Raw genomic sequence first — 22,043 nt, 5'->3', positions numbered from 1 at the left:
AAGCACGGGCATACCAATGGTGGCAGCAATAGCTCTGGCTGCGACTTGGCTGTTACCTTCAGTGACTGTGGGACAAGGCGGAAGCGCCCAGCATTCGCCACCTCACAATCCTGCTCATGCCGAGCGTGCTGTCGGCTGGTGTGCTCACCATCTTGCTCGCGGCGAGCTCGTAGCGGCGCTATCGGATTGCGACTATGCCGTTGCACTCGAACCGCAGAACTTGGCCGCCCTATCCAACCGCGGATCCGTGTACCTGCTCGCTGGAGAGCCTGCTCGAGCCCTGACTGATTTCAATGCTGCAATAGCGCTCGCTCCCGCCGACCCCGACCTACACTTCAACAAAGGGATTGCGCACGGGAAGCTCGGCATGAACGAGCAGGCTGTTGCCGACTATACGCAAGCGATCCAACTCAGGCCCAACTTTGCGATCGCTTACCACAATAGAGGCTATGAGCATGAGGTGATGTCGAGGCCGGACGATGCTCTCGCAGACTACCGACATGCGCTGGCTCTCAGGCCGGGCCTCAAGCAATCCTTGGACGCGATAGAGCGGCTCCAGAAGCAGCGCAAGGGACAGTAGCGCATCAGGCACTGCGTCCGTGCAACATCGGAGCGATCAACGTCGCCCGCGTCGTTACAATCAGATCCACGCGCTGTCGCTTGGCAGAGGATGGCAAATAGTGACACGAAAGCTCCGATTGGACATTCCTGTCTTGCTTCCGGCCCTGCCGGATGACGCAGATGCTTGCGTGTCTCGGCTGATCTCCGAAATTCAAGGCCTCAACGGCGTCGCTGGCGCTCACATCTTAAGAAACGACAGGACGCAGGTTAGCCAGCTTTGCGTCCACTACGATCCCGAACTTCTACCTCTCACTCGAGTTCGCGAAATTGTCGAAAGCGCCGGCGCTCGAATCAGCGCTCGTTTCGGACATGTGCTTTGGAAGGTGGATGGTGTCGCTCATCAGAGACGCGCACGCACTGTGTCTGCGCGCCTGCGCGAATTGCCCGGCGTGCTGGAAGCGGAAACGTCCGCCGCCGGCTTGCTTCGCGTGGAGTTCGACCGAGAGATATCCTCCGAGAACCAGATCCGAGATGCGCTTGGCCAGATCGGGGTGAAGCCAAGCGAAGACATTGCAATTTCTACATCGCAGAAGCACGCGCACGGCGAAGGGGGGCATAGCGAGGAAGATGCGCACGCTCACGGCGGATTGCTCGGCGAAAATACCGAGTTGATTTTCTCCGTGCTGTCTGGCGCACTGCTTGTGGTCGGCTATCTGATCGACGCCTTCCTGGCGTGGCCATCGTGGGTGCCGACGGCTTGCTACGTTGGCGCTTATTTCTTTGGTGGCTTCTACACACTCCGCGAGGCGATCGACAACATTCGCCTCCGCCGCTTCGAGATCGACACTCTCATGCTCGTGGCCGCCGCTGGTGCGGCTGCCCTCGGCGCATTAGCAGAAGGCGCACTTCTGCTGTTCCTCTTCAGCCTCGGTCACGCTCTCGAGCACTACGCGATGGGGCGCGCAAAGAGAGCAATCGAAGCGTTGGCGGAACTCGCGCCACGCACAGCCTCCGTGCGGCGGGATGGCGAGACGCGCGAAGTGCCCGTCGAGCAGCTCGTCGTCGGCGATATTGTTATCGTCAAGCCGAACTCACGCCTGCCTGCTGACGGTTTTATCATCAAGGGTGAGACAAGCATCAATCAGGCCCCAGTCACGGGAGAGAGCGTTCCCGTTGACAAGCGTGCGGTGTCCAATGTGGGCGAGGCTCGAGCCCAAGCAGATAGGGTGAGCGCGGAATACCGCGCCTTTGCGGGTACAATCAACGGCAGTGGCGCCATTGAGATCGAGGTGACGCGCGTCTCATCAGACACCACGCTTGCCAAAGTGGTGAAGATGGTCCGAGAGGCTGAAACGCAGAAATCTCCAACACAGCGCTTCACGGAGAACTTCGAGCGCGTCTTCGTTCCCGCTGTCTTAGCACTGGCGACGGTACTGCTGATGGCGGGCCTAGTAGTCGATGAGCCATTCCGCGATACCTTCTATCGAGCTATGGCGGTATTGGTAGCGGCCAGTCCATGCGCTCTCGCGATTGCAACTCCGAGCGCTGTGCTGTCAGGTGTCGCACGTGCCGCACGAGGTGGTGTGCTCGTCAAGGGTGGCGCGCCGCTCGAAGATCTCGGCTCAATCTCGGCAATTGCCTTCGACAAGACTGGGACACTTACAGAAGGCACGCCTCGTATAACTGATATCGTGACAACCCCGGGAGTTTCCGAAGACGAACTTCTGTCAGTGGCAGTTGCTGTCGAAAGCCTCAGCGACCACCCCCTGGCGGAAGCCATCGCGCAGGATGGGCGGCAGCGACTGGGCACTAAGCCCATCCCCGAGGCGCACGATTTGAGTAGCCTTACTGGTCGCGGTGTCTCCGCACGGTTGGATCAAGACGTTGTGCTGATCGGCAAGGCCGAAATGTTCGGCTTGGATGACGTCGCTCCTCTTTCCGACGCCATGCGGACAGCAATCGAGAATTTGCGAGAGAGAGGACGCACGAGCATGGTGGTCCGCCGCGGCACGCGCGACTTGGGTGCGATAGGTCTGATGGATACGCCGCGCGCGGCCGCGAAGAAAACTTTGGCTAGGCTTCATCATCTCGGCATCAAGCGACTGATTATGATTTCCGGTGACCATCAGAAGGTCGCGGAAGCAGTGGCACGCGAGGTCGGAATCGACGAGGCCTGGGGCGACCTTATGCCCGAGGACAAAGTCGAGGCGGTCAAAAAGCTTCGAGCCGAAGGAAAGGTTGCAATGGTTGGCGACGGTGTCAACGATGCGCCGGCGATGGCTACCGCAACGGTCGGTATAGCCATGGGTGCTGCCGGCTCAGATGTCGCCCTGGAAACAGCTGACGTCGCACTTATGGCCGATGACCTCTCGCACCTCCCTTTGGCGGTAGGGCTAAGTCGGACCACACGCTCGGTGATTCTGCAGAACGTGGTCGTCAGTCTCGGCGTGGTCGCGTTCCTCGTGCCGGCGACGGTGCTTGGCCTGAGTATCGGTGCTGCGGTCGCGCTACATGAGGGCTCAACCATACTCGTCGTCGTGAATGCACTAAGGCTGCTCGCCTACCGTTCCACCGAGTGAGCAATCGCCGACGCGCGCGATGTCGATCTCTGGCGCGGCCATCGTGGCTATTAGAACCGATTTGCGAACCCTATAAATGGATTGATGCGGTCGGAGGTCGGCGTGACGCCAAAATTTATTCCGGCGTCCAGCTGCAGATTGCTGGTGACTGCATAAGTCAGCCCCGTACCAATCATCACGATCTCACGGCCACGGGGATCCGGCACATTGAATCTGGCTCCGACCTCATAGTACGTGCCGAATTTGTCAGTCCAATCGTACGCGAAAGAGGCCGTCATCAAGTGCTCCATATGGTAACGGTCATCTTGGCCGCCCCTCGTCCAGCTCGAGCCGAAACTCAGGCCCAACCTCGCCTCCTTTGTGAACTGCATCGCCAGGGGGACAACAATGCCGCTGTCGACATACTCGGGGCTGATGCCATTCCGACGATCCGTTGGCAGCGACACATAGGGCAGGAGCGCTAACGCCCAGCCAACTTTCTCGAAGTTGTCGTTACCCCAAATATTGAACTTGGCACGCAGATCGATGCCGCCAATACCAGCGTCGCGGCGGCTGCCGCCGCAAGCGGAGCAGCGAGTTTGGATAACTCCGTAGGGCTGCCCGACGACATTGAACTCGGCGCTATTGGTAAGGCCGACCCTCATATTGACAGAGGATAGCTCATAAGAATCGCCGACCACGCCAGCTTGATCGCGCCGCGATCTCGAATATCCGAACAGAGTAGATTCAAACTGTATGTGCCCCGCATCGATCGTGAAGGGGCTCTCCGTCATATCCGGTCGGTCAGTGGTCATCTCGCGCATTTGTCGCTCAGGCGTGGGATTGAGCAGCGAGTATTGACCATTGTCTTGAGCGCTCGCAGCCCTGACCATAGCTAGCAGTGCAGCCATGAAAGTGGTCACGCGTCCCATACGCCCGACTCCCCCGTCAACAATAGTTCAAGCACACGGAGCAGCAATTTGTTAGCCCATGCTAACATTGTTGTCAAATCCGAACTGCGCTGTATATTCTTCGGCGTATGCATCGGAGGCTGGATGAATTCCGACGAGGATCGCGATCGGGTGGCCGCAAAACAAGCTGAGCGCTTTCAGCGTGTTCGTGAGGCGCATCAGACGGAGATGGCAGAGGACTATGTGGAGCTTATTGCCGATCTCATTGACGAGATGGGTGAAGCGCGATTGGTCGATCTTGCCCAGCGGCTGGGAGTATCGAAACCCACCGTGAGCCACGCATTGGCACGCTTGCAGCGCGATGGCTTGGTGAAAAGCGAGCGCTACCGCTCGATCTTTCTGACGCTGAAGGGGCGCAAGTTAGCAATCAGCTCAAGGGAGCGTCATATCACCGTGCGGGAATTCCTTATGGCACTTGGCGTCGATGCTGAGACGGCTGACGCCGATGCGGAAGGTATAGAGCACCACGTGAGCGCGCGGACGATCAGGGCGTTCCGGAAGTTTTTGAGCAGCAAGCGCCAACCGACGTCATCATAGGCGTCGCCGGTTCCATGGCGTCACGCGCGCGGAAGTCGGTGCCCTCACGCGCTGTACCTCGGCGGCATTCCGCTCGCCAACGCGGCCAAGTGCGAACCGTCATTGAATTCAATGCAGGTTTCATCGCCCGCCCGGGGTGAGAGACGCCTATCGGCGTATGGCAGAAGGGGTGGATCAAGGGACAATCGATAGGATGGGCGTGTTCCATCTGTGGCGACTGTGCACCGACGTGCACAGTCGTTACTGTGCGGCCAGTCTAATACTTGACAGGGTGAGTACAGTATTCATTAAGTTCTTCAGACGAGCACAGGCAGCCAGGCTTCGATTCCCCAGCCCCCCAACTCGCACACTCTCGAGCGCCGGTTCCGATCGGCGCCTACAGGGGACAGTTGCGCGATGGCGCACACCAGGGGGCTATATGGCCATAAGCAACGAAGGAAATTGCGTATTCGCGGGTGAGGAGGCTTCTCCTGCCAGCGACAGGAAGCTCGCTACTCAGCTTTCAATTGGCGTCGCAGCATCCATGTTGATGGCTTCGGCCGCATCTGCGCAGACGACACTGCCGCCGCTCGCCGTCGAGACCAAGAAGGCGCCGGCCAAGGCAAAGGCCAAAGCCGCGCCCAAGGCGAAGCAGGCGCCGCCCCCCGTGGCCGAGGCGGCGCCGGCCGGGCCGGTCGATCCTTCAACCCTGCCTGGAAGCTACACGACGAGCACGGCCAGCTCCGCTTCAAAGCAGACGGCGCCGCTTCTCAATACGCCACAGACCGTCTCTGTTATTCCGAGCACTATCATCGAGGAGCGCCAGGCGACTACCCTCGGCGAGGCGCTGCGCAATGTCCCAGGCATCAGCTTCAACGGTGGAGAAAACGGGTTCGGTACTGGGGGCGCAAACTTCCAGCTCCGCGGCTTCGATTCGAGCGCCAACATCTTCGTCGATGGCGTGCGCGACTCGGGCGTCTACACGCGCGACATGTTCAACGTCGATCGCATCGAGGTCTTCAAGGGTCCGGCAGCGGACAACGGTCGTGGCGGCGCCGGAGGCTACATCAACATCGTATCGAAGTCGCCACAGCTCGAGAACTTTGCTCGCGCTGAGGTCGGTGTCGGCTGGGACGAGTACGATTCGGAAATGCGCCGCCGGGCGACATTCGACGTCAATCAACGCTTCGGCACCACGGCCGTCCGCATAAACGGCATGATCGAGGACAGTGGTGTCGCAGGCCGGGATCTGGCTGAAGCGAAAGCCTGGGGTTTTGCGCCGACGATCGCCTTCGGTCTCGGCACCGATACGCGCGCGATCTTCTCCTACTACCGCCTCGATCGCAACGACCGGCCGGACTGGGGTGTCCCCGGCGCCATGGTCAAGGGGACGATCAACTACAATCCGATCGCCGGACGGGCCTCACGCGACAATTTCTATGGACTGCGCTCGGACACCGATGACGCGACGGTCGATGCCGTGACTGCGCGGTTCGAGCACGATCTCGCTCCTGGGATCACGATCAGTAACCAGACACGCTGGTCGCAAGTGGACCGGTACTCGGCGTACACGTGGCCGGGTGCATTCACGGCTCCCAACACGGTCGCGACGATAAGAAACTACTACGACAGGCTAGGCACCAATCTGACCAATCAGACCGAGGTGACAGCCAAGTTCTGGGCGGGCGGCTTCAAGCATTCGCTCGGCGCCGGTATCGAGATTGGCCGAGAGGACTCCGACTCCAATCGCTACGCGAACAATCTTTCGAGCGGATCGCTTCCGACGAATATCTTCGATCCCAATCCTGACCGTGCTGCTTTCGGGCCGCCGACGCTGACACAGCGCGCTGGCATCGGCATCGATACGATCGCCGGCTACGTCTACGACACGGTGGACCTGACCCGGCAACTCCAGCTCACTGGCGGCTTGCGCGTGGAACGCTACAGCGTAAGCGTCGACAGCAAGACGGCCGCTGGCGCCCCGGTCGGAAATTTCGACGGGTACAACGAAGACTTCACGACGCTTGGTGGCAAAATCGGTCTCGTCTACAAGCCGGTCCAGGAAGGCAGCCTGTACGCCTCGTTCGGCACCTCCGGCATGCCGCCGGCAGGCGTGCTCGTGTCGTCGCCCGATATCTCTCGCGAGGGCGACAATGCCTTCCCCGGTTTGGTGAGGGGCGCAGACCCAGTTCAGCTGTACAACTACGAAATCGGCATGAAGTGGAACTTCTTCGGCGGGCGTTTGACGACGTCAGCTGCGCTGTTCCGCACCGAGAAGCAAAAGGTGGCGATTACCGGCTGCACAGTACTCGTTTCTTCGGGCACGTGCGCGGGTAATGGTGGCGCGGAGACACTGGGTTACGGCAAGCAGATCGTCCAGGGATTGGAGCTTGCCGTGGCTGGAAGCCTTACCGAGCGATGGAAATTGTTCGGCGGCCTTGGCCTGATCGACAGCGAACGTCAGCATAGCGCCGAACTGGATGCTCTGCGCAGGAATGCCAATCCGGGCGACTATGGATCAGCTTTGCGTACAAGCGGTGATGAGCTGGCCTTTACACCGCGGTTCACCGCAAACTTCTGGTCGACCTACAAGGTGACAGACGCCTTCACACTCGGAGCTGGCTTCCAGTATGTCAGCGAGGCATGGCTAGGTCGTCCAGACGATGCCTTGCGCCTCATTCCGAACGGCAGGTTTGGCAAGCTTCCCGACTACTTCGTAGTCAATGCCATGGCATCCTACGATGTTACGGACAACATCACGCTCCGCCTGAACGTCGATAACGTCTTCGACGAGCTCTACGCGACGTCGATGAACTGGGCTGGGGTACGCGGACAGCTCGGAAATCCACGCACTTACTGGCTGAGCGCGAGCTTCAAGTACTGATCAGCGCAACAGCGGAGTTTGGAGATTGCCGGGCGTTCCCGGCAATCTTCGCGTTTTGGAGGCACGATGCTTGTAACAATTCCAGACGTCCTTACGCCGGAGGAGATCGCGCAAACTCGCCGCGGGCTCGAAAGAACACCGTGGATCGACGGACGCGCGACCGCCGGCGATCAGGTGGCTGGCGTCAAGAACAACCTTCAGGTGCCGCTCGACGCGCCCGAAGCGCAGGATCTCGGTCAGATCATCTTGCGTGCGCTCAGCCGCAATCCGACTTTCACGACAGCCGTGCTGCCGCTGCGCGTTCTGCCACCGATGTTCAATCGCTATGACGTCGGTATGACGTTCGGCGCACACGTCGACAACTCTATTCGCGCGCTGCCGAACGGTCAGCGCCTCAGGACCGATGTGTCAGCGACGCTATTCCTGACGCCGCCCGAAGACTACGACGGCGGTGAGCTTGTCGTGCACGACACTTACGGTACGCACACCGTCAAGCTGCCGCCGGGTCACATGGTGGTCTATCCCGCGACGAGCCTGCACAGCGTCACGCCGATCACGCGCGGGAGCCGCTGGAGTGCCGTCTTCTGGACCCAGTCCATGGTGAAGGGCGATTGGCGCCGCAACATGCTCTACGACCTCGATATGGCGATCATGCGAACGAGAACGCTCGTGCCGGACGATGATCCCGCCGTCTCTGCGCTCATGGCGCACTACCACAACCTCCTTCGCCACTGGTCGGAGATGTGACGGGCGGGATGCCATGACTCGCGAACCAGTGTTCACATGGGAGACAGTGCCGCAGTTCGAGGCGCGTCCGGGTGTCTTGTGCCGTGTGGATCAGTGCCTTCGACGAGATGCAGCCGACGTTGAGGCATGTGCCGCTGAGAGAGCCGGCTTCGACGAGCACCGTGTTGAGGCCGAGCGGCGCCGCACGGATCGCGCGGACATATCCGCCGGAGCGCAGTCACGAGCGCTCGGCGCGCACTTGGGCCTCACGCCGAAGGTGTACCAATCCGGCCCCATCGATAGGGACAGGCACATCACCAAGCGTGGCGACATCGACGTTCGAACATCGCTTTGCGAGGCGACCGCCAGTCTGCTCATTCGCGTGCAGAAGTGGTCGGAACTCAAGGTTGGGGAGCTGCGTATCGCCAAGCGCTTGATCTTGATGAACGTAGTTGTTGCGGTGGCCCGCAAACTGGCTATCATCCTTCATCGTCTGTGGCTTGAAGATCGCGACTTGCAATGGGCCGCCGAAGAGGCTTGCCGCCAATAAGCGATGACACGCGCCATCGTGCGTCATCTGATCCACGGAACAGGTTCATGCCAGACATGGCGATAGAGATCCGCAAGCGCGGATAGGCGTCCCTTAGGTGGGGTCGCTGAACGAAACAGGTCCGATATCCCGACTGCTGTGCTTTAACGCGACTGCGAACTTAGGATGCTTTGGACGGCTCTGTTGCAGAAATATCTGACGGAGAGAAAGGGGTGGGCCACACCTCGATGCTTGACCATGACGACCCAGAGTAACGCTAGGACACTGCCTAATGAGATACCTTTCACGATGCGCGAAGGAGGCGGCGACGAGCAAATAGAGCGTAGGCGTGGGCCGATGACACTGGATTAGGCGTTGACGCCTTCGCGTTTCCAGTTCCACGGCAGCAGCTCGCCGACGCGGCTTGCCGGATGGCCATCGACCATGCAGCGAAGCACATCGCTCAAGTAGGCATAGGGCTCGATGCCATTGAGCTTCGCCGTCTCGATCAACGAGCACACCGTCGCCCATCGAGCGCCGCCACCATCCGAGCCGGCGAAGAGGTGGTTCTTGCGCCCGAGCGTGATGGGCCGGATGGCACGCTCAACCGGGTTGGTGTCGAGCTCGACGCGGCCGTCGTCCAGGAAAAGGCTGAGCGCCGTCCAACGCGAGAGTGCGTAGCGGATCGCCTCCGCCAGTTTGCCGCGTCCTGGGATACGATTGAGCTCACGCTCGAGCCATGGCTTCATTGCCGCGATGAGCGGACGTGATCGACTCTGGCGCGCGGCCCTGCGCTCCTCGGTAGACTGTCCGCGGATGTCCGCTTCGATCCTGTACAGCGCGGCGATGCGCGCCAGGGCTTCGACCGCGATCGGCGAGCCGGTCGCCTCTGCCAGCTCGTAGAACTTTCTCCGCGTATGCGCCCAGCAGGCGGCGAGCGTAACGCGACCGCTGCCGGCCAGGCGCTCGAAGCCGGCATAGCCGTCGACTTGCAAAGTGCCGCGGAAGCGTTCCAGATGCGTGGCCGGTCGCTCGCCCTTGCGGTCCGGACTGAACAGATAGACTGCAGCCGGTGGATCGAGACCATTCCATGGCCGGTCATCACGCACGTAGACCCAGAGGCGCCCGGTTTTGGTGCGCCCGCGGCCGGGATCGAGCACCGGCACCGGCGTGTCGTCGGCGAAGAGCTTGCTCGAGGCGAAGACGTGCGCCGCAAGCCGCTCCTGCAACGCCTCGAGCCACCAGCAGGCTCCGCCAACCCATCCGGCGAGTGTCGACCGGTCGATCGCCACGCCGTGGCGCGCGAAGATCTGGGATTGGCGGTACAGAGGTGTGTGGTCGCAGTACTTGGCGACCAGTACCTGGGCGAGCAGGTTGGGTGTGGCCAGTCCCTTGGCGATTGCGCGCTCCGGTGCCGGCGCTTGCTGGATGTTACCGCAGCTCCGGCACCCATACTTGGGCCGGCGAATGCGCAGCACGCGCAGCGAGGCCGGCACCCAGTCGAGCATCTCACTGACGGTCTCGCCGATCACATGCAAGGCCCCACCGCAGCATGGGCAGGCCGTTCTGTCGACGTCATGGAGGATGTCGTGGCGCGGCAACTGCTCGGGCATCTGACGCCGCGGGCCACTGTGCTCGCGCACCACCTCGGTCTCCTCGGCCGGCGGTTCTTCATGATGCACCTCGGCACGGCCGATGTCGGCCTCGAGATCCTCGAAGCCGAGCGCCAGTTGATCCGGATCGAGCTTCTCGGAGCGACGCCCGAACTGGTTGCGCTGCAGCTGTTTGACGATCAGCCTGAGCTTCTCGATCTCGCTGTCGCGCCGCTCCATGCCGGTGACGAGCTCGCGCACGAGCCTCTGCAGCAGAGCTGGATCGTCAGGCAGGGCATCGAGATCGAAACGCATGTGCGCAGTCTATGGCGCCCTGCCGATTCGATGAATCCCATCGCCTCACGGTCATCGAGGATTTTCCAGGATGTTGCGGCACGGACTCGTTCAGCCCGCGCGCAGCGGACGCCAGCGCCGCTCCGGCATTCGCCAGTTGATCCCCTCGAGCAGCATGCCGAGCTGGGTGCGGGTGATCACCACAGTCTGACCCGGCGTCTTCATCGCCGGCCACCAGAACTCGCCCTGCTCAAGGCGCTTGGAGAAGAGGCATAGCCCGCTGCCGTCCCAATACAGGATCTTGAGCATGTCCGCCTTGCGCCCACGGAACACGAACAACTGGCCCGAGAACGGATCCTGCCGCAGCATTTCCTGAACCAGCATGGCCAGACCGTCGAAGCCTTTGCGCAGGTCGGTGTAGCCGAGCGCGAGGTGGATCTTCACGCCCGACGGCACAATCATCATCATGATGCTCCTTCCAGAAGGCTCACCAACCGGCGCACCGCCTCCGGATCGGCGCCGGCTTCGACGCGCACGCGCTTGCCGTCCTTCAATGCGATCTCCATGCCGCCACTCTGCTCTTGGGGCGGCGGCATCGGCCTCAATCCGTCGAGATCGAGCTCCGCAATTGGTGTCGGAGCGGCACCGTCGTCGGCGACGGTCACCGACGCGAAGCCGGCGAACGGTGCCGGGCCTTCGCCGAACTCCTTTCGCCAGCGAAACAGCAAGCTCAGCGCCAGGCCGTAGCGCTCGGCGACATCGGAGAACGACGAGCCGGGCTGACTGGCGAGCTCCAGGAAATGGCGCTTCTCCTCGCCCGTGAACCGCCGCCGGCGGCGCACCAGGCGCTCGGCGAGATCCAGCTCATGGGACGTCAATTCCCTGGGCTCGTCTCCCTTAGTCCTATGACCAGCGCCGGCGTAAGTCATAGGACTTGTCCGTCGGCGACGTCGGCACTGGGCGATCTTGATCCGCTCCTCGCGGGCACGGTCTTCGCTGAGCCAGATCCGCCACCTCTGCAGCAACGGCCGCGATATACCGTGGCGCTCGCAATACTCGCGCTGATTGAATGGACTGCGCATCCAGGCAGCCACATGCCGTGACCAAAAAGCCCGCACTTCCGGGTCGTTCCGCTTGCGTCGCGCCATCGCAATCTCCTCGAGCCAGCGACATCGCAACGATCGCGATCTGCGTGGCGGGAAACAAGTGTGCGCTCAGGCCCCGCTTACAATAGAGCTCTCGCACGAACAATCCGCAGGTGACAATCTGCGAAGCGCCGAATAGGGTTCTTTGTGGAAATGACGCCCGATTAGTAACATCAAGATAAAGAGATGGTGCTGGTTGCCTTTTAATTCATTGAATTTATTTGATTTATATGTCGGCAAGCGAATACGCCTTGTCGACAATATGTGCCCATAATCTGGAATCCACTAACTCAAACATGGTATTGAGCTTGCTTCGGGCGGGGAAAATCTTCAGTTCGTCGTTATCAGAATAGCAGTTCGCGATATGTCGTTTCCAGATGCTTTTCTGGGGCGGTCCGCGGCCGAAGGTGGCCGCGGTCGGGTGCTATCGCGCGGCGTTCCGCTGCGCGACCGAGCCCCGCCTGCGGGTCTCGGCCCATTCGGGTGACGCCTCCTCCGCCGGGTCCGCGATGCCTTAGATATTGTGTGCATCCCGCGACCAAGGTGCAACACAACAGGCCGCCAGCAACGCCCTGATGGCCCCCGGCATTTCCCCATCCTGCCACCGTGCTCGTGGCCGTCAAGACCAAGCCTGCGGCGGCTGGGACAGCCGGTCTTGACGGCCACTTGCGCGCGGCGGCGCGCCCTTCGCAGGGTCGGGACGGAAGGATGGCCCAGGTCGAACAAAAGGATTGGGCCTTCCCGCCGACCCTGGATCGGCCGTGAAGCCCAGTAGTCAGACAAAGAGCTTTTTAGAATTTGCCCTGCTGAGGGGAATAGGATCGGGTTGGGTCCGAAATGGAGTCAAAACACGATCCACAAAAGATCTTCCCGAAAATACTGCGATCTACCTGTCATTTACAAAATACCCTATTTACAAAATGGCTCTGAGAACGCATCATGAACGCTGCGTTTGCAATTAATCACGGGGAAAATGTCATGGCGTTCACTCCGTCGTTGCGATCGATCAGCACTGCGGCCTTTCTCGCGCTGTCGGGCGGGCTATGAAAACGAAGATCGGCATATATCTGACCGACGATGTAGCGAGACGTCTCGACCGAGCCGTACGCGCCGGCGGCACCAAGTCCGACATCGTCAACACAGCCCTTGAGCGCTTCCTCGATCCAGCATCCGCGAAGGGACCGTATGCCGAGGTGCTCGCACGGTTGGAGGCGCAGAGGAAACTCCTTCGGCGCATCCGTCGCGAAGTGGAAGTGACAGCAGAGGCCTTCGCGCTGTTCGTCCGCTATTTCCTGATGGTCACGCCACCGCTGCCGGAGAGCGAGCAGGAGGAAGCTCGCCAACTCGGGCGCGCGCGGCTCAAGGTGTTTCTCAAGGAGGTCGGTCGGCGGGTTGCCTCCGACGGCAGTTGGTCAAAGGATGTCCTGCAGACTGCTGCGCGAACGCGTGGCGCCGACGGCTTCAAACCGCGACATTCCGCCAACCCTCCGAGGCCGGCGGACCCGGCCAAGGGCGGGTCGCATGGCTGAGCACGAGTTCTCGCCCACGCGAGGCGTCCTTCCGTTGACGAGCCGGCTCAGCGCGCTGGCGCCCGTTGCGGGCGCCGCCGTCACTTTCGGCACCCTGGGCGCGGTGCACATGGCAGCTGCCGTGCTGATCGGTGTGCTGGCGACATTCGTTGCTTTCGCCGGGCTGCTCATGATCTCCGACTGGCAGGTCGAAGTGCAGAGCCGTCAGGAGTGGGCGCAGCTTGGGCTCACACCGGCTCACCTCAGCCGCGCGGCGGAGTTTGTATGCGAGAGGGGTCTCGATCCACGCTATCTGGCACCCTCGCGCGATGAGGCGCTGCGGCAGGAGTTCCGAATCTATCGGATCGCGGCGCAGACGACGTGCAGCAGGCAAGCGCCTGAGCGACCCACCGGCTTCCCGTCCGCGCAGCTCGCGTCAGACGATGTGAGCGCCATCGGAGCAGCATCGAAAGCGGATGTGGCTGAGGGCGCTTCACCAAAGGTTGTCGGCACGCGGACAGCGGCAACGAGGACCGCCTCCCGGAAAGGCAGAGCGAAGGTCGTGGCTCCCCGAGTGCGCCTTGTCGCCAACGGCAATGCTTGGCCGTTCTGGGCAACGCGCATCGGTCCGGTAGCGCAAGGGCCTGCTGAAGTTGTCGTTCTGGGCGCCGGCCTCGATGAACAGGGTCAGTCCCAGCCGAAGGCCCCCATTGACGCCAGCAAAGCCGAGCGCACTGAACCAGCCAACCTCCACAGCACGACGAACAATTCGGACACGTCCGCCCCGAGGCGGGTAGGTCGTCGCGTCGTCACCGACGATCTCGGCCCCAAGATCCCCATCACCCGCGAAGAACTCGACGCGATCGAGAACTATCTTGAGGCAGACCTGCGCAAACTCTTCACGTCGCGGAAGTCGGGAGGCGCCCCGGAGGATATTTAGGCACAGCCGCCAGCAGGTTCTGTCCGTGCACCCTTGCATCGCCGGCTTTCACGGTTAGCATCCACTCTCGCGGCTCGACATGCGCCAGAGAGGGATCAACATGACCGATATCGAAGCAAAGCGAGAAGCCGCACGGAATGCTCGGCGGCGTGTCACCGCAGAAGCCGATCGGGCCGTTGATCTCGCATCGGCCTCGCGCGCCGCGATCTACCTGCGCGTTTCAACAGGCCGACAGGCCGAGCATGATCTGTCCATCCCGGATCAGAAGGCGCAGACCGAAGCTTGGTCAGCGCAGCGGGGGTGGAGCATCATTGCCGAGTACATCGAGCCCGGCGCTTCGGCGACCGATGATAGGCGTCCCGAGTTCCAGCGGATGATCGAACGCGCGTGTGACGGCGAGCACGCCTTTGATGTCATCATCGTGCATTCGTTCTCGCGCTTCTTCCGCGATGCCTTCGGCCTCGAGTTCTATGTCCGCAAGCTGGCCAAGCATGGCGTCAAGCTGGTCTCGATTACCCAGGAGTTGGGAGATGACCCGGCGCAGGTGATGATGCGCCAGGTCATCGCGCTGTTCGACGAGTACCAGTCGAAGGAGAATGCCAAGCACGTGTTGCGCGCCATGAAGGAGAACGTGCGGCAGGGGTATTGGAACGGATCATTGCCGCCCTATGGATACGTCACGGTCGAGGCCGAGCGACGCGGCGCGCGCGTGAAGAAAAAACTGGCCATCGAGCCCGTGGAGGCTGAGCTGGTCCGGATGATGTTCAAACTGTTCCTGCAGGGGATCGACGGCTCAGGCCCGCTGGGCGTCAAGAAAATCGTGGAATGGCTCAACACGCGCGGCTATCGAACACGCCTGGAAGCCCGATGGGGCACCAGCCGCGTTCACGCCATACTGTCGAACCCCGTCTACGGAGGGCGGTTGCGGTTCAATCGCATCGAGTCGCGCACGCGTCGCCTGAAGTCTGCGACCGAGTATGTCTATTGCGATGTGCCGGCAATTGTCGATCCGTCCGTTTTCGAGCGCACCCAGACGTTGCTTTGGCGGCGCAACCCCCGCGTGACCCCGCCGCGGACCACTAGCGCACCAGTTCTGCTGACGGGACTTGCCGTCTGCGCCCATTGCGGTGGGGCGATGACCATGCGCACGGGAACCGCGCGGTCGGGACAGATCTACCGCTACTACAGTTGCGCGAGCTTTCTGAGCAAGGGACGCACCGCCTGCAAGGGACGGTCGATCCGCATGGACAAGCTCGACATGGTGGTGACTCAGCAGGTGATCGAACGGCTTCTGGAGCCCGAGCGACTTGCCGACACGCTATCCGCGCTCGCCGACCGTCTCGCCGCCAAAGCGGCTGACTTTGCGCAACGCATCGGCGCGCTCCAGAAGCAGGTGTCTACGGTCGAGGACCGCTTGCGCCGACTCTATCGCCTGGTAAAGGACGGAAGCGCGGAGGCAGATGATTTGCTGAGGGAACGCATGGCCGCGCTTCGCGCCGACCGCGATGCAGCCAAAGCAGCGCTGGACCGAGCAGTGAGCGGCAAGGTGCCCGCCTCCAGGATGGATCCGGCCATGCTCGTGCGGTTCGGGCAAATGATGCGCGAGCGGCTGACGACGGGTGAGATTTCCTTCCGCAGGACGCAACTGGCATCGTTCCTCGACAGGATCGAGGTGGACGAGCACGCAGTCCGTATCGTCGGGAGAAAAGACGTTCTGGAACAGGCGGTTATTGCCGGCGGCACTGCGACGCCCGCGGTTCGCAGTTTTGTACCCGGTTGGCGACCCCGGCAGGATTCGAACCTGCGACCATCCGCTTAGAAGGCGGATGCTCTATCCAACTGAGCTACGGGGCCCTTGCGTGCCAAGGCAGTGGCCCCATCGTCCAGTGCCCGCGGAAAAGCGGACGCTGAAACTCGGGTCCATGAGCCGGCGCCAGCAATAACTGAGGGCGGCTCCTGACGCAACGCTGCGCTCTACTCGGCGGCCTGCTGCGAGAGTGCAGGCCGTCCGCCCGTCGAGGCGCGATAGTGCAGCGGTCCGCCTCTGAAGGGCGCGAAGCCGGTGCCGAAGATCACGCCCGCATCGACGAGATCTGCGCTCTCGACAATGCCCTCTTCGAGGCACTTCTCGCACTCGCGGATGAGCGGCTCGACGAGCTCGCGGCCGAGACGCTCGAGCTCGCCCTTGTCATAGGGCTTCTCGGTCTTCACAGGCTTGCCGTCCTTCCAGACGTAGAAGCCCTCGCCCGTCTTCTTGCCGAGCTTGCCGGCCGAGACCAGCCGCTCGAGGCGCGAGCCCTCGGCGGAGAAGCCGAGAATGCGCCCGACGTGCGCGCAGATGTCGAGGCCCACGGTGTCGGCAAGCTCGATCGGGCCCATGGGCATGCCGAACGTGCGCGCCGCCTCGTCGAGCAGCTCCGGCGCCTCGCCTTTTTCGAGGCGCTGCATGGCACTCATCATGTAGGGCGCCAGCACGCGGTTGACGAGGAAACCGGGATTGCTCTTCACGATGAGCGGGAACTTGTCGATTGCGGTGACGAACGCGCAGCCCTTGCGCACCTCGTCCTCGCGCGATTGCTTGCCGCGGATCACCTCGACGAGCGGCATCTGCGCGACGGGATTGAAGAAGTGAATGCCGATGAGGCGCCCCGGATCGCTCAGCCCAGAGGCGATGTCCTCGATCATGATCGAGGAGGTGTTGGTCGCCATGACGGCGCCGAGCTTCATCCTGCCTTCGAGGCTCTTGAAGAGGTTCTGCTTGACCTCGACCTTCTCGACGATCGCCTCGATGATGACATCGGCGTGCGGAATGCCATCGCCGTTCGGATCGGCGATCAGGCGCGCCTTGGCGGCGTCCTTGAGCGCTTTCGTGCGGAAGCGGCGCGAGAAGAGCTTGCTCTGGGCCGCGATGCCCTTGGCGAGCTGGTCGGCCGAGAGATCCTGCAGCGTCACTTCCATGCCTTGGGCCACGCACCAGCCGGCGATGTCGGCGCCCATGACGCCGGCGCCGATGACGTGCACGCGCAGCGGCTTGAAGGTGATGTCCTTCGGCGCTTGGGCCTTCAGCATTTCCATGAGCTTGAACACGCGGCGCAGATTGCGCGAGGTGTCGGACACCATGAGCGGTGCAAAGGCGCGCGTTTCGGCGGCCTTCATGGCATCGAGGTTGCCGCCGTGCTGCTCGAAGAGATTGATCAGGCGGAAGGGCGCAGGATAGTGATCCTCGCGCACCTTCTTGGCGGTCTCGGCGCGCATCTTCGAGACGAGCAGATTGCGGGCCGGCCAGAGCCGCGCGAGATTGCGCCAGCCGCCCATGGGCTTGGAGCGGCGCTTCTGCGTGATGGCCTTGCGGGCCGCCCATGTGAGGTTCGAGGGGCTTGGAACCAGCTCGTCGATGAGGCCCATGCCGCGCGCCGCACTGGCTCGGACCATGGAACCGGAGAGCATGGCCGGCATGGCGGCCAGGGCGCCGGCTTGGCGGATCGAGCGGGCCGTGCCGTTGAAGCCTGGAAAGATGCCGAGGCGGACCTCGGGAAAGCCGACGCGCGTGCTGTCGTCGCGCGTCGCGATGCGATAGTGGCAGGCGAGCGCCAGCTCGAGCCCGCCGCCGAGGCAGAAACCGTGGATGCCGCACACGACCGGAACCGGCATCTTCTCGATGCGGTCGAGCATGTCGAGCACGGGGCGGATCGCTTCGCGGACTTCGTTCTCGCTTGTGAACTGCTCGAATTCGCGCACATCGGCGCCGACAATGAAGCCCTTTTCCTTGCCGGAGAGGATCGCGAGGCCGACGATCGAGCGGTCGCGTGCGCCCGCTTCGACGCGCTCGATGATGAGGCCAAGCTCCTCGAGTGGGCGGCGGCCGAGCGCGTTCTGGCTCTCGCCTTCGCGGTCGAAGATCGCCCAGGCAATCTGCTGCTCGTCGATCGAGAAACGCCAGTCTTTCAGGCTGCTCATGTCGGTCATGGGAGACCTCCCACTCTGATTACTCTGCGGCGCTGCGCTGTGCGGCAGCGGCGTTGTGGCCGGGCTTCATGTAGTGCGGCTTGAGCTCTGCCGGATCGAAATGATCGACGGCAATCACGCGCGCCGTCAGAGTTTCGACCTCACGGAGCTGGTCGACTTCGGCTTTGGTGAGCACGCCGGCCTTCTCGGCATCGGCGAGCCAGTCGATGCCGTGGTAGCGCCGCACGGTCCCGGCGCGGATCGCGCGTTCGAGTTTGCGCTCCGCATCCTCGGACGCGACCACTTTCTCGAGTGTCACTTCGAGAAGCCCCGTCGGATCATTCACGTCACGCGAAACATAGATCTCGCGCGTCAGGCGGTCGCGCACCTCGCCCGGCTCGATGGCGAGCGCCACGACCTGATGGCCGAGACGATCGCCTGCCGGCTTATACGGACGGCCGAACGGGAAGACGATGGCGCGAAGCTTCGCGCGCACGAGCCAATTGGGGAAGTTGTCGATGGTGCCGGCAATGGCCTGCTGGAAGCGGTAGAGGCTGTTGCGCGCACAAAGCTCGACGATCAGGCGGTCGCCGGCGGGCTTGCCGTCATCCTCGTAGCGTTTGAGCACACAGGAGAGCAGATACAGCTCTGAGAGCGCATCGGCGAGACGGCCCGTGATCTTCTGCTTTGTCTTCAGGCCGCCGCCGAGCACGGCGACGGTGACGTCGGCGACGAGCGCGAAATTGCGCGCCGAGCGTCCGAGCTGGCGGTACCACTCCGCCGTGCCATAGGCCTTCTCCGGGACAGATGCGAAGAGGCCGCCTGTGACGTTGTGGAAGAAGGCACCAAAGGCGTTCGACAGCGAGAAGGCAACGTGATTGCCGAAGGCCGTATCGAAGGCGATGAGGCCTTTCCGCGGATCGGGGTTCTGCGCGGCCTTGATCTCGTCGTAGAGATGCGGATGTGAGCGCAGTGCGCCCTGCGCGAAGGTGATCAGCGAGCGCGTGAGAATGTTGGCACCTTCGACGGTGATGCCGACGGGCACCATCTGGTAGGCGGACTGGAGATAGTTCGTCGGGCCATCGCAGATGCCACGACCGCCGTGCAGATCCATGGCGTCGTTGACCGACTGGCGCAGGCGCTCGGTCGACTGATACTTCATGATCGCCGAGATGACCGACGGCTTCTCGCCCGTCGAGACCATGGCCGCCGTGACGGCGCGCCCCGCTTCATTGACGTAGGCCGCCTCGACCATGCGCGCGAGCGGCTCCTCGAGCCCTTCCATCTTGGCGACGGGAAGGCCGAACTGCTTGCGAATGCGGCCGTAAGCTGTCGTCACGCGCAGCATCATCTTGGCGCCTGCTGCACCGGTAGATGGCAGCGAGATCGCGCGGCCTGCGGCGAGGCACTCCATGAGCATCCGCCAGCCCTGGCCGACCATGCGCTCGCCGCCGATGACCCAGTCCATGGGAATGAAGACGTCCTTGCCCCAGTTGGGGCCGTTCGGGAAGCCCGCGCCCGAGGGGAGATGCCGCCGTCCTATTTGGACGTCCGGATGATCGGCCGGGATGAGCGCTACGGTGATGCCGATGTCCTCGCCCTTGCCGAGATGGTTCTCGGGATCGAACAGGCGGAAGGCGAGGCCGACGAGCGTCGCCTTGGGGCCGAGCGTGATGTAGCGCTTCTCCCACGAGAGCCGGATGCCGAGCACTTCCTTGCCCTGATGCACGCCGCGCGTCACCCAGCCGATATCGCGCATGGTCGCCGCATCGGAGCCCGAGGTCGGCCCGGTGAGCGAGAAGCAGGGCACCTCGAGGCCCTTCGCGAGGCGCGGCAGATAGTGGTGCTTCTGCTCCGGTGTGCCGTACTTCTCGATGAGCTCGCCGGGGCCGAGCGAGTTCGGCACCATGACGATCGTGCACACGTCGGGCGAGCGCGAGGCGATCTTGCCGAGGATGAGCGACTGCGCCTGTGCCGAGAAACCGAGGCCGCCGTGCTCCTTGGAGATCAGCATGCCAAGGAAGCCGTGACGCTTGGTGAAGTCCCAGATGGCTTCGGGGATCTCGCGCTCGGCGTGGCGCACCTGCCAGTCATTGATCATGCCGCAGAGCTCGGCGGTCGGCCCGTCGAGGAAGGCGCGCTCCTCGGCCGTCAGCTCGATCGCCGGGACGGCGCGAAGGCGATCCCAGCTCGGCTGACCGGAGAAAATTTCGGCGTCGAACCCGACCGTGCCGGCTTCGAGAGCCTGCTGCTCGGTTTCGGAGACGCGGGGCAGGACCTTCTTGATCTGCTCGTAGATCGGGCCCGTGAGCCATGTGCGTCGGAGAGAGGGTATGGACAACCAGCCGAGCACGATCGCGGGCACCCAGCCAAGGAGGCCGAGCCAGCCGAGCTCCGGCATATGGAACTCGCCGTCGATCAAGCCCGTCTGCCAGACGGCAGCCGCGACTGCCGCCGTGACCGTCCAGGCCACGAGCGAGGCCCGCCGCATGGCCAGGACGAATGCCGCGATGACGCAAGCCAGAACGAATACCAGCTCAACCATAGTGCCCGCCTCCTCGAATCCGACAACGCCCGCATGATGGGCCGGTTGCCTTTCGATCCGGTATCCAAGCCGCCTTAGCTGCGCACGGGGCATCGCGCCCGGTGAAATGGACGCACAAGATGCCGCCGCCGCTCCGCCAAGCGTAGCTGCACATCGCCTGTCTTATACGCGCTCGGCAGCCTCAAGGCGAAGCATTTGACAATAAGAGCAGCAAATACAATGCAAATGGGGGCGCCGAGACGTTCGGCACCCCCAGGTATTTGCTTTGCTAAAACTGCCGTTGCCGGATGCGGCACCGACAATAGTCTTATTTCGCGGCGGCCTTGAGGACCGGCGTGATGCGGGCGACCTCGGACTCCACAAGCTTCTGGAGACCTGCCGGGCCGCGGTCCGCGCCCTTGGGCGCCGTCGAGCCCAGATCCTCGTAGCGCTTGATGATCGCCGGATCGTCCAGAGCCTTGCTCAGGGCATCCAGCAGTTTGTCCTGGATGTCCTTCGGCAGCCCCTTGGGCGCCACCATGGCGTTCCAGGCGCTGAAGATGAAGTCGACGCCGAGCTCTTTCGTCGTCGGCACGTCAGGGAGGGCGGCAATGCGCTCGGGATGCGCGACCGCATAAGCCTTGATGGTGCCGGACGTGATCTGCGGGATCACGTTGAGCGACTGGTCGACCATGTAGTCGATCTGCCCGCCGACGAGGTCGTTGAGCGCGGGCCCGGTGCCCTTATAGGCGACGAGCGCCGGCTTGAAGCCGAACTGCGCATTGAAGACGAAGCCCGACACGTAGGAGATCGAGCCGACGCCCGCATGGCCGTAGTTCAGCTTCTCGCTGTTGGCCTTCAGGTAGGCGAGCAGCTCCTTGAGGTCCTTGGGCTCGAGCCCCTTCTTCGAGACGATGGTCTGCGGCGTGAAGTTGACGACGCTGATCTGGGTGAAGCTCGTCGCCGGATCGTACTTGAGGTTGGGATAGAGCGCGGGGGCTGCTGACTGCGTGCCCATGTTGCCGACCGCGATCGTGTAGCCATCGGGGGCCGCCGCTGCTGCGCGGCTCATGCCGATCGTGCCACCGGCGCCGCCGATGTTCTCGACCACGATCTGCTGGCCGAGTGTGCGCGACATGTGCTCGGCGACGAGGCGGGTGACGACGTCAGTCGGACCGCCGGCCGCGAAGGGGACGATCGCCGTGATCGGCTTCGTCGGGTACTGCTGCGCGACCGCGGGAACGGCCGTCACGCCGAGTGCTGCGATCGCGGCGATTGCAGTGCGCCGTGTGAACTTCATTAGATAAATCCTCCTGTTGCACTTGCTGTGTGGTTTTCTCTGGCCGTCGA

General features: G+C 62.6%; 16 protein-coding genes, 1 tRNA gene and 1 pseudogene. 9 read left to right on the top strand and 9 right to left on the bottom strand.

Annotation, left to right across the window (positions count from 1 at the left end; genetic code table 11):
- Positions 1–16 precede the first annotated feature (16 nt).
- Positions 17–580 (top strand): tetratricopeptide repeat protein, encoded by a 564-nt coding sequence (locus tag CS1BSM3_RS28760; RefSeq protein WP_083528188.1) that lies wholly within the window; start codon positions 17–19, stop codon positions 578–580.
- Positions 581–680: 100 nt separating this feature from the next.
- Positions 681–3,140: a heavy metal translocating P-type ATPase gene (locus CS1BSM3_RS02905; protein ID WP_072385463.1), complete on the top strand. Its 2,460-nt coding sequence runs from the start codon at positions 681–683 to the stop codon at positions 3,138–3,140.
- Positions 3,141–3,190: 50 nt separating this feature from the next.
- Here CS1BSM3_RS02905 and CS1BSM3_RS02900 read toward each other — a convergent pair whose 3' ends face one another.
- Positions 3,191–4,051 (bottom strand): transporter, encoded by an 861-nt coding sequence (locus CS1BSM3_RS02900; RefSeq protein WP_072385462.1) that lies wholly within the window; start codon positions 4,049–4,051, stop codon positions 3,191–3,193.
- Positions 4,052–4,174: 123 nt separating this feature from the next.
- Here CS1BSM3_RS02900 and mntR point away from each other — a divergent pair, with 123 nt between their 5' ends.
- The 4 genes from mntR (at position 4,175) to CS1BSM3_RS28510 (ending at position 8,766) form a co-directional block, all read left to right on the top strand.
- Entirely contained in the window at positions 4,175–4,627 is a 453-nt protein-coding gene (mntR, locus tag CS1BSM3_RS02895) for a manganese-binding transcriptional regulator MntR (protein ID WP_072385461.1), read from the top strand.
- 418 nt (positions 4,628–5,045) lie between these two features.
- Positions 5,046–7,490 carry a TonB-dependent receptor gene (locus tag CS1BSM3_RS02890; RefSeq protein WP_083528187.1) on the top strand — a complete coding sequence of 815 codons (2,445 nt, stop codon included), beginning with the start codon at positions 5,046–5,048 and terminating at the stop codon, positions 7,488–7,490.
- A 66-nt stretch (positions 7,491–7,556) separates the two neighbouring features.
- Entirely contained in the window at positions 7,557–8,237 is a 681-nt protein-coding gene (locus CS1BSM3_RS02885; protein ID WP_072385459.1) for a Fe2+-dependent dioxygenase, read from the top strand.
- 256 nt (positions 8,238–8,493) lie between these two features.
- A complete protein-coding gene (locus CS1BSM3_RS28510) occupies positions 8,494–8,766 on the top strand; it encodes a hypothetical protein (protein WP_244540416.1) in 273 nt (90 codons plus the stop codon).
- 347 nt (positions 8,767–9,113) lie between these two features.
- Here CS1BSM3_RS28510 and CS1BSM3_RS02875 read toward each other — a convergent pair whose 3' ends face one another.
- The 3 genes from CS1BSM3_RS02875 to CS1BSM3_RS27665 all read right to left on the bottom strand — a co-directional run bounded on the left by CS1BSM3_RS02875 (position 9,114) and on the right by CS1BSM3_RS27665 (position 11,779).
- Positions 9,114–10,652, bottom strand: a complete 1,539-nt coding sequence (locus tag CS1BSM3_RS02875) for an IS66 family transposase (protein ID WP_072385457.1) — start codon at positions 10,650–10,652, stop codon at positions 9,114–9,116.
- Between the two features lie 90 nt (positions 10,653–10,742).
- Positions 10,743–11,096, bottom strand: coding sequence for an IS66 family insertion sequence element accessory protein TnpB (tnpB, locus tag CS1BSM3_RS02870; RefSeq protein ID WP_072385719.1), 354 nt, complete (start codon positions 11,094–11,096; stop codon positions 10,743–10,745).
- Complete coding sequence (locus tag CS1BSM3_RS27665; protein ID WP_083528185.1) at positions 11,096–11,779, bottom strand: IS66-like element accessory protein TnpA; 684 nt, start codon at positions 11,777–11,779, stop codon at positions 11,096–11,098. The genes tnpB and CS1BSM3_RS27665 overlap by 1 nt, the downstream gene beginning before the upstream one ends.
- 1,040 nt (positions 11,780–12,819) lie before the next feature.
- Here CS1BSM3_RS27665 and CS1BSM3_RS02860 point away from each other — a divergent pair.
- The 3 genes and pseudogenes from CS1BSM3_RS02860 to CS1BSM3_RS02850 form a co-directional block, all read left to right on the top strand.
- Positions 12,820–13,305, top strand: a complete 486-nt coding sequence (locus CS1BSM3_RS02860; protein ID WP_072385455.1) for a hypothetical protein — start codon at positions 12,820–12,822, stop codon at positions 13,303–13,305.
- Positions 13,298–14,224: a hypothetical protein gene (locus tag CS1BSM3_RS02855; protein WP_072385454.1), complete on the top strand. Its 927-nt coding sequence runs from the start codon at positions 13,298–13,300 to the stop codon at positions 14,222–14,224. The genes CS1BSM3_RS02860 and CS1BSM3_RS02855 overlap by 8 nt, the downstream gene beginning before the upstream one ends.
- A gap of 79 nt (positions 14,225–14,303) precedes the next feature.
- Positions 14,304–15,491: pseudogene (locus CS1BSM3_RS02850) on the top strand (recombinase family protein); the annotation flags it as partial.
- A gap of 51 nt (positions 15,492–15,542) precedes the next feature.
- On the opposite strand, the gene CS1BSM3_RS28505 reads toward CS1BSM3_RS02850, so the two are convergent.
- The 5 genes from CS1BSM3_RS28505 to CS1BSM3_RS02830 form a co-directional block, all read right to left on the bottom strand.
- A complete protein-coding gene (locus tag CS1BSM3_RS28505) occupies positions 15,543–15,908 on the bottom strand; it encodes a hypothetical protein (RefSeq protein WP_244540406.1) in 366 nt (121 codons plus the stop codon).
- A gap of 93 nt (positions 15,909–16,001) precedes the next feature.
- Positions 16,002–16,078: transfer RNA gene (locus tag CS1BSM3_RS02845), tRNA-Arg, on the bottom strand.
- Between the two features lie 120 nt (positions 16,079–16,198).
- Positions 16,199–18,190: a 3-hydroxyacyl-CoA dehydrogenase NAD-binding domain-containing protein gene (locus CS1BSM3_RS02840; RefSeq protein WP_072385453.1), complete on the bottom strand. Its 1,992-nt coding sequence runs from the start codon at positions 18,188–18,190 to the stop codon at positions 16,199–16,201.
- Positions 18,191–18,209: 19 nt separating this feature from the next.
- On the bottom strand, positions 18,210–20,714 hold the full coding sequence (locus CS1BSM3_RS02835; RefSeq protein WP_072385452.1) for an acyl-CoA dehydrogenase: 2,505 nt from the start codon (positions 20,712–20,714) through the stop codon (positions 18,210–18,212).
- 307 nt (positions 20,715–21,021) lie between these two features.
- Positions 21,022–21,993, bottom strand: coding sequence for a tripartite tricarboxylate transporter substrate-binding protein (locus CS1BSM3_RS02830; protein ID WP_072385451.1), 972 nt, complete (start codon positions 21,991–21,993; stop codon positions 21,022–21,024).
- Positions 21,994–22,043 lie beyond the last annotated feature (50 nt).

This window comes from Hyphomicrobium sp. CS1BSMeth3, assembly GCF_900117415.1.
Classification (GTDB): domain Bacteria; phylum Pseudomonadota; class Alphaproteobacteria; order Rhizobiales; family Hyphomicrobiaceae.
Note: the sequence above shows the minus strand (reverse complement) of the source record. Positions and strands in the feature narration are given on the sequence as shown.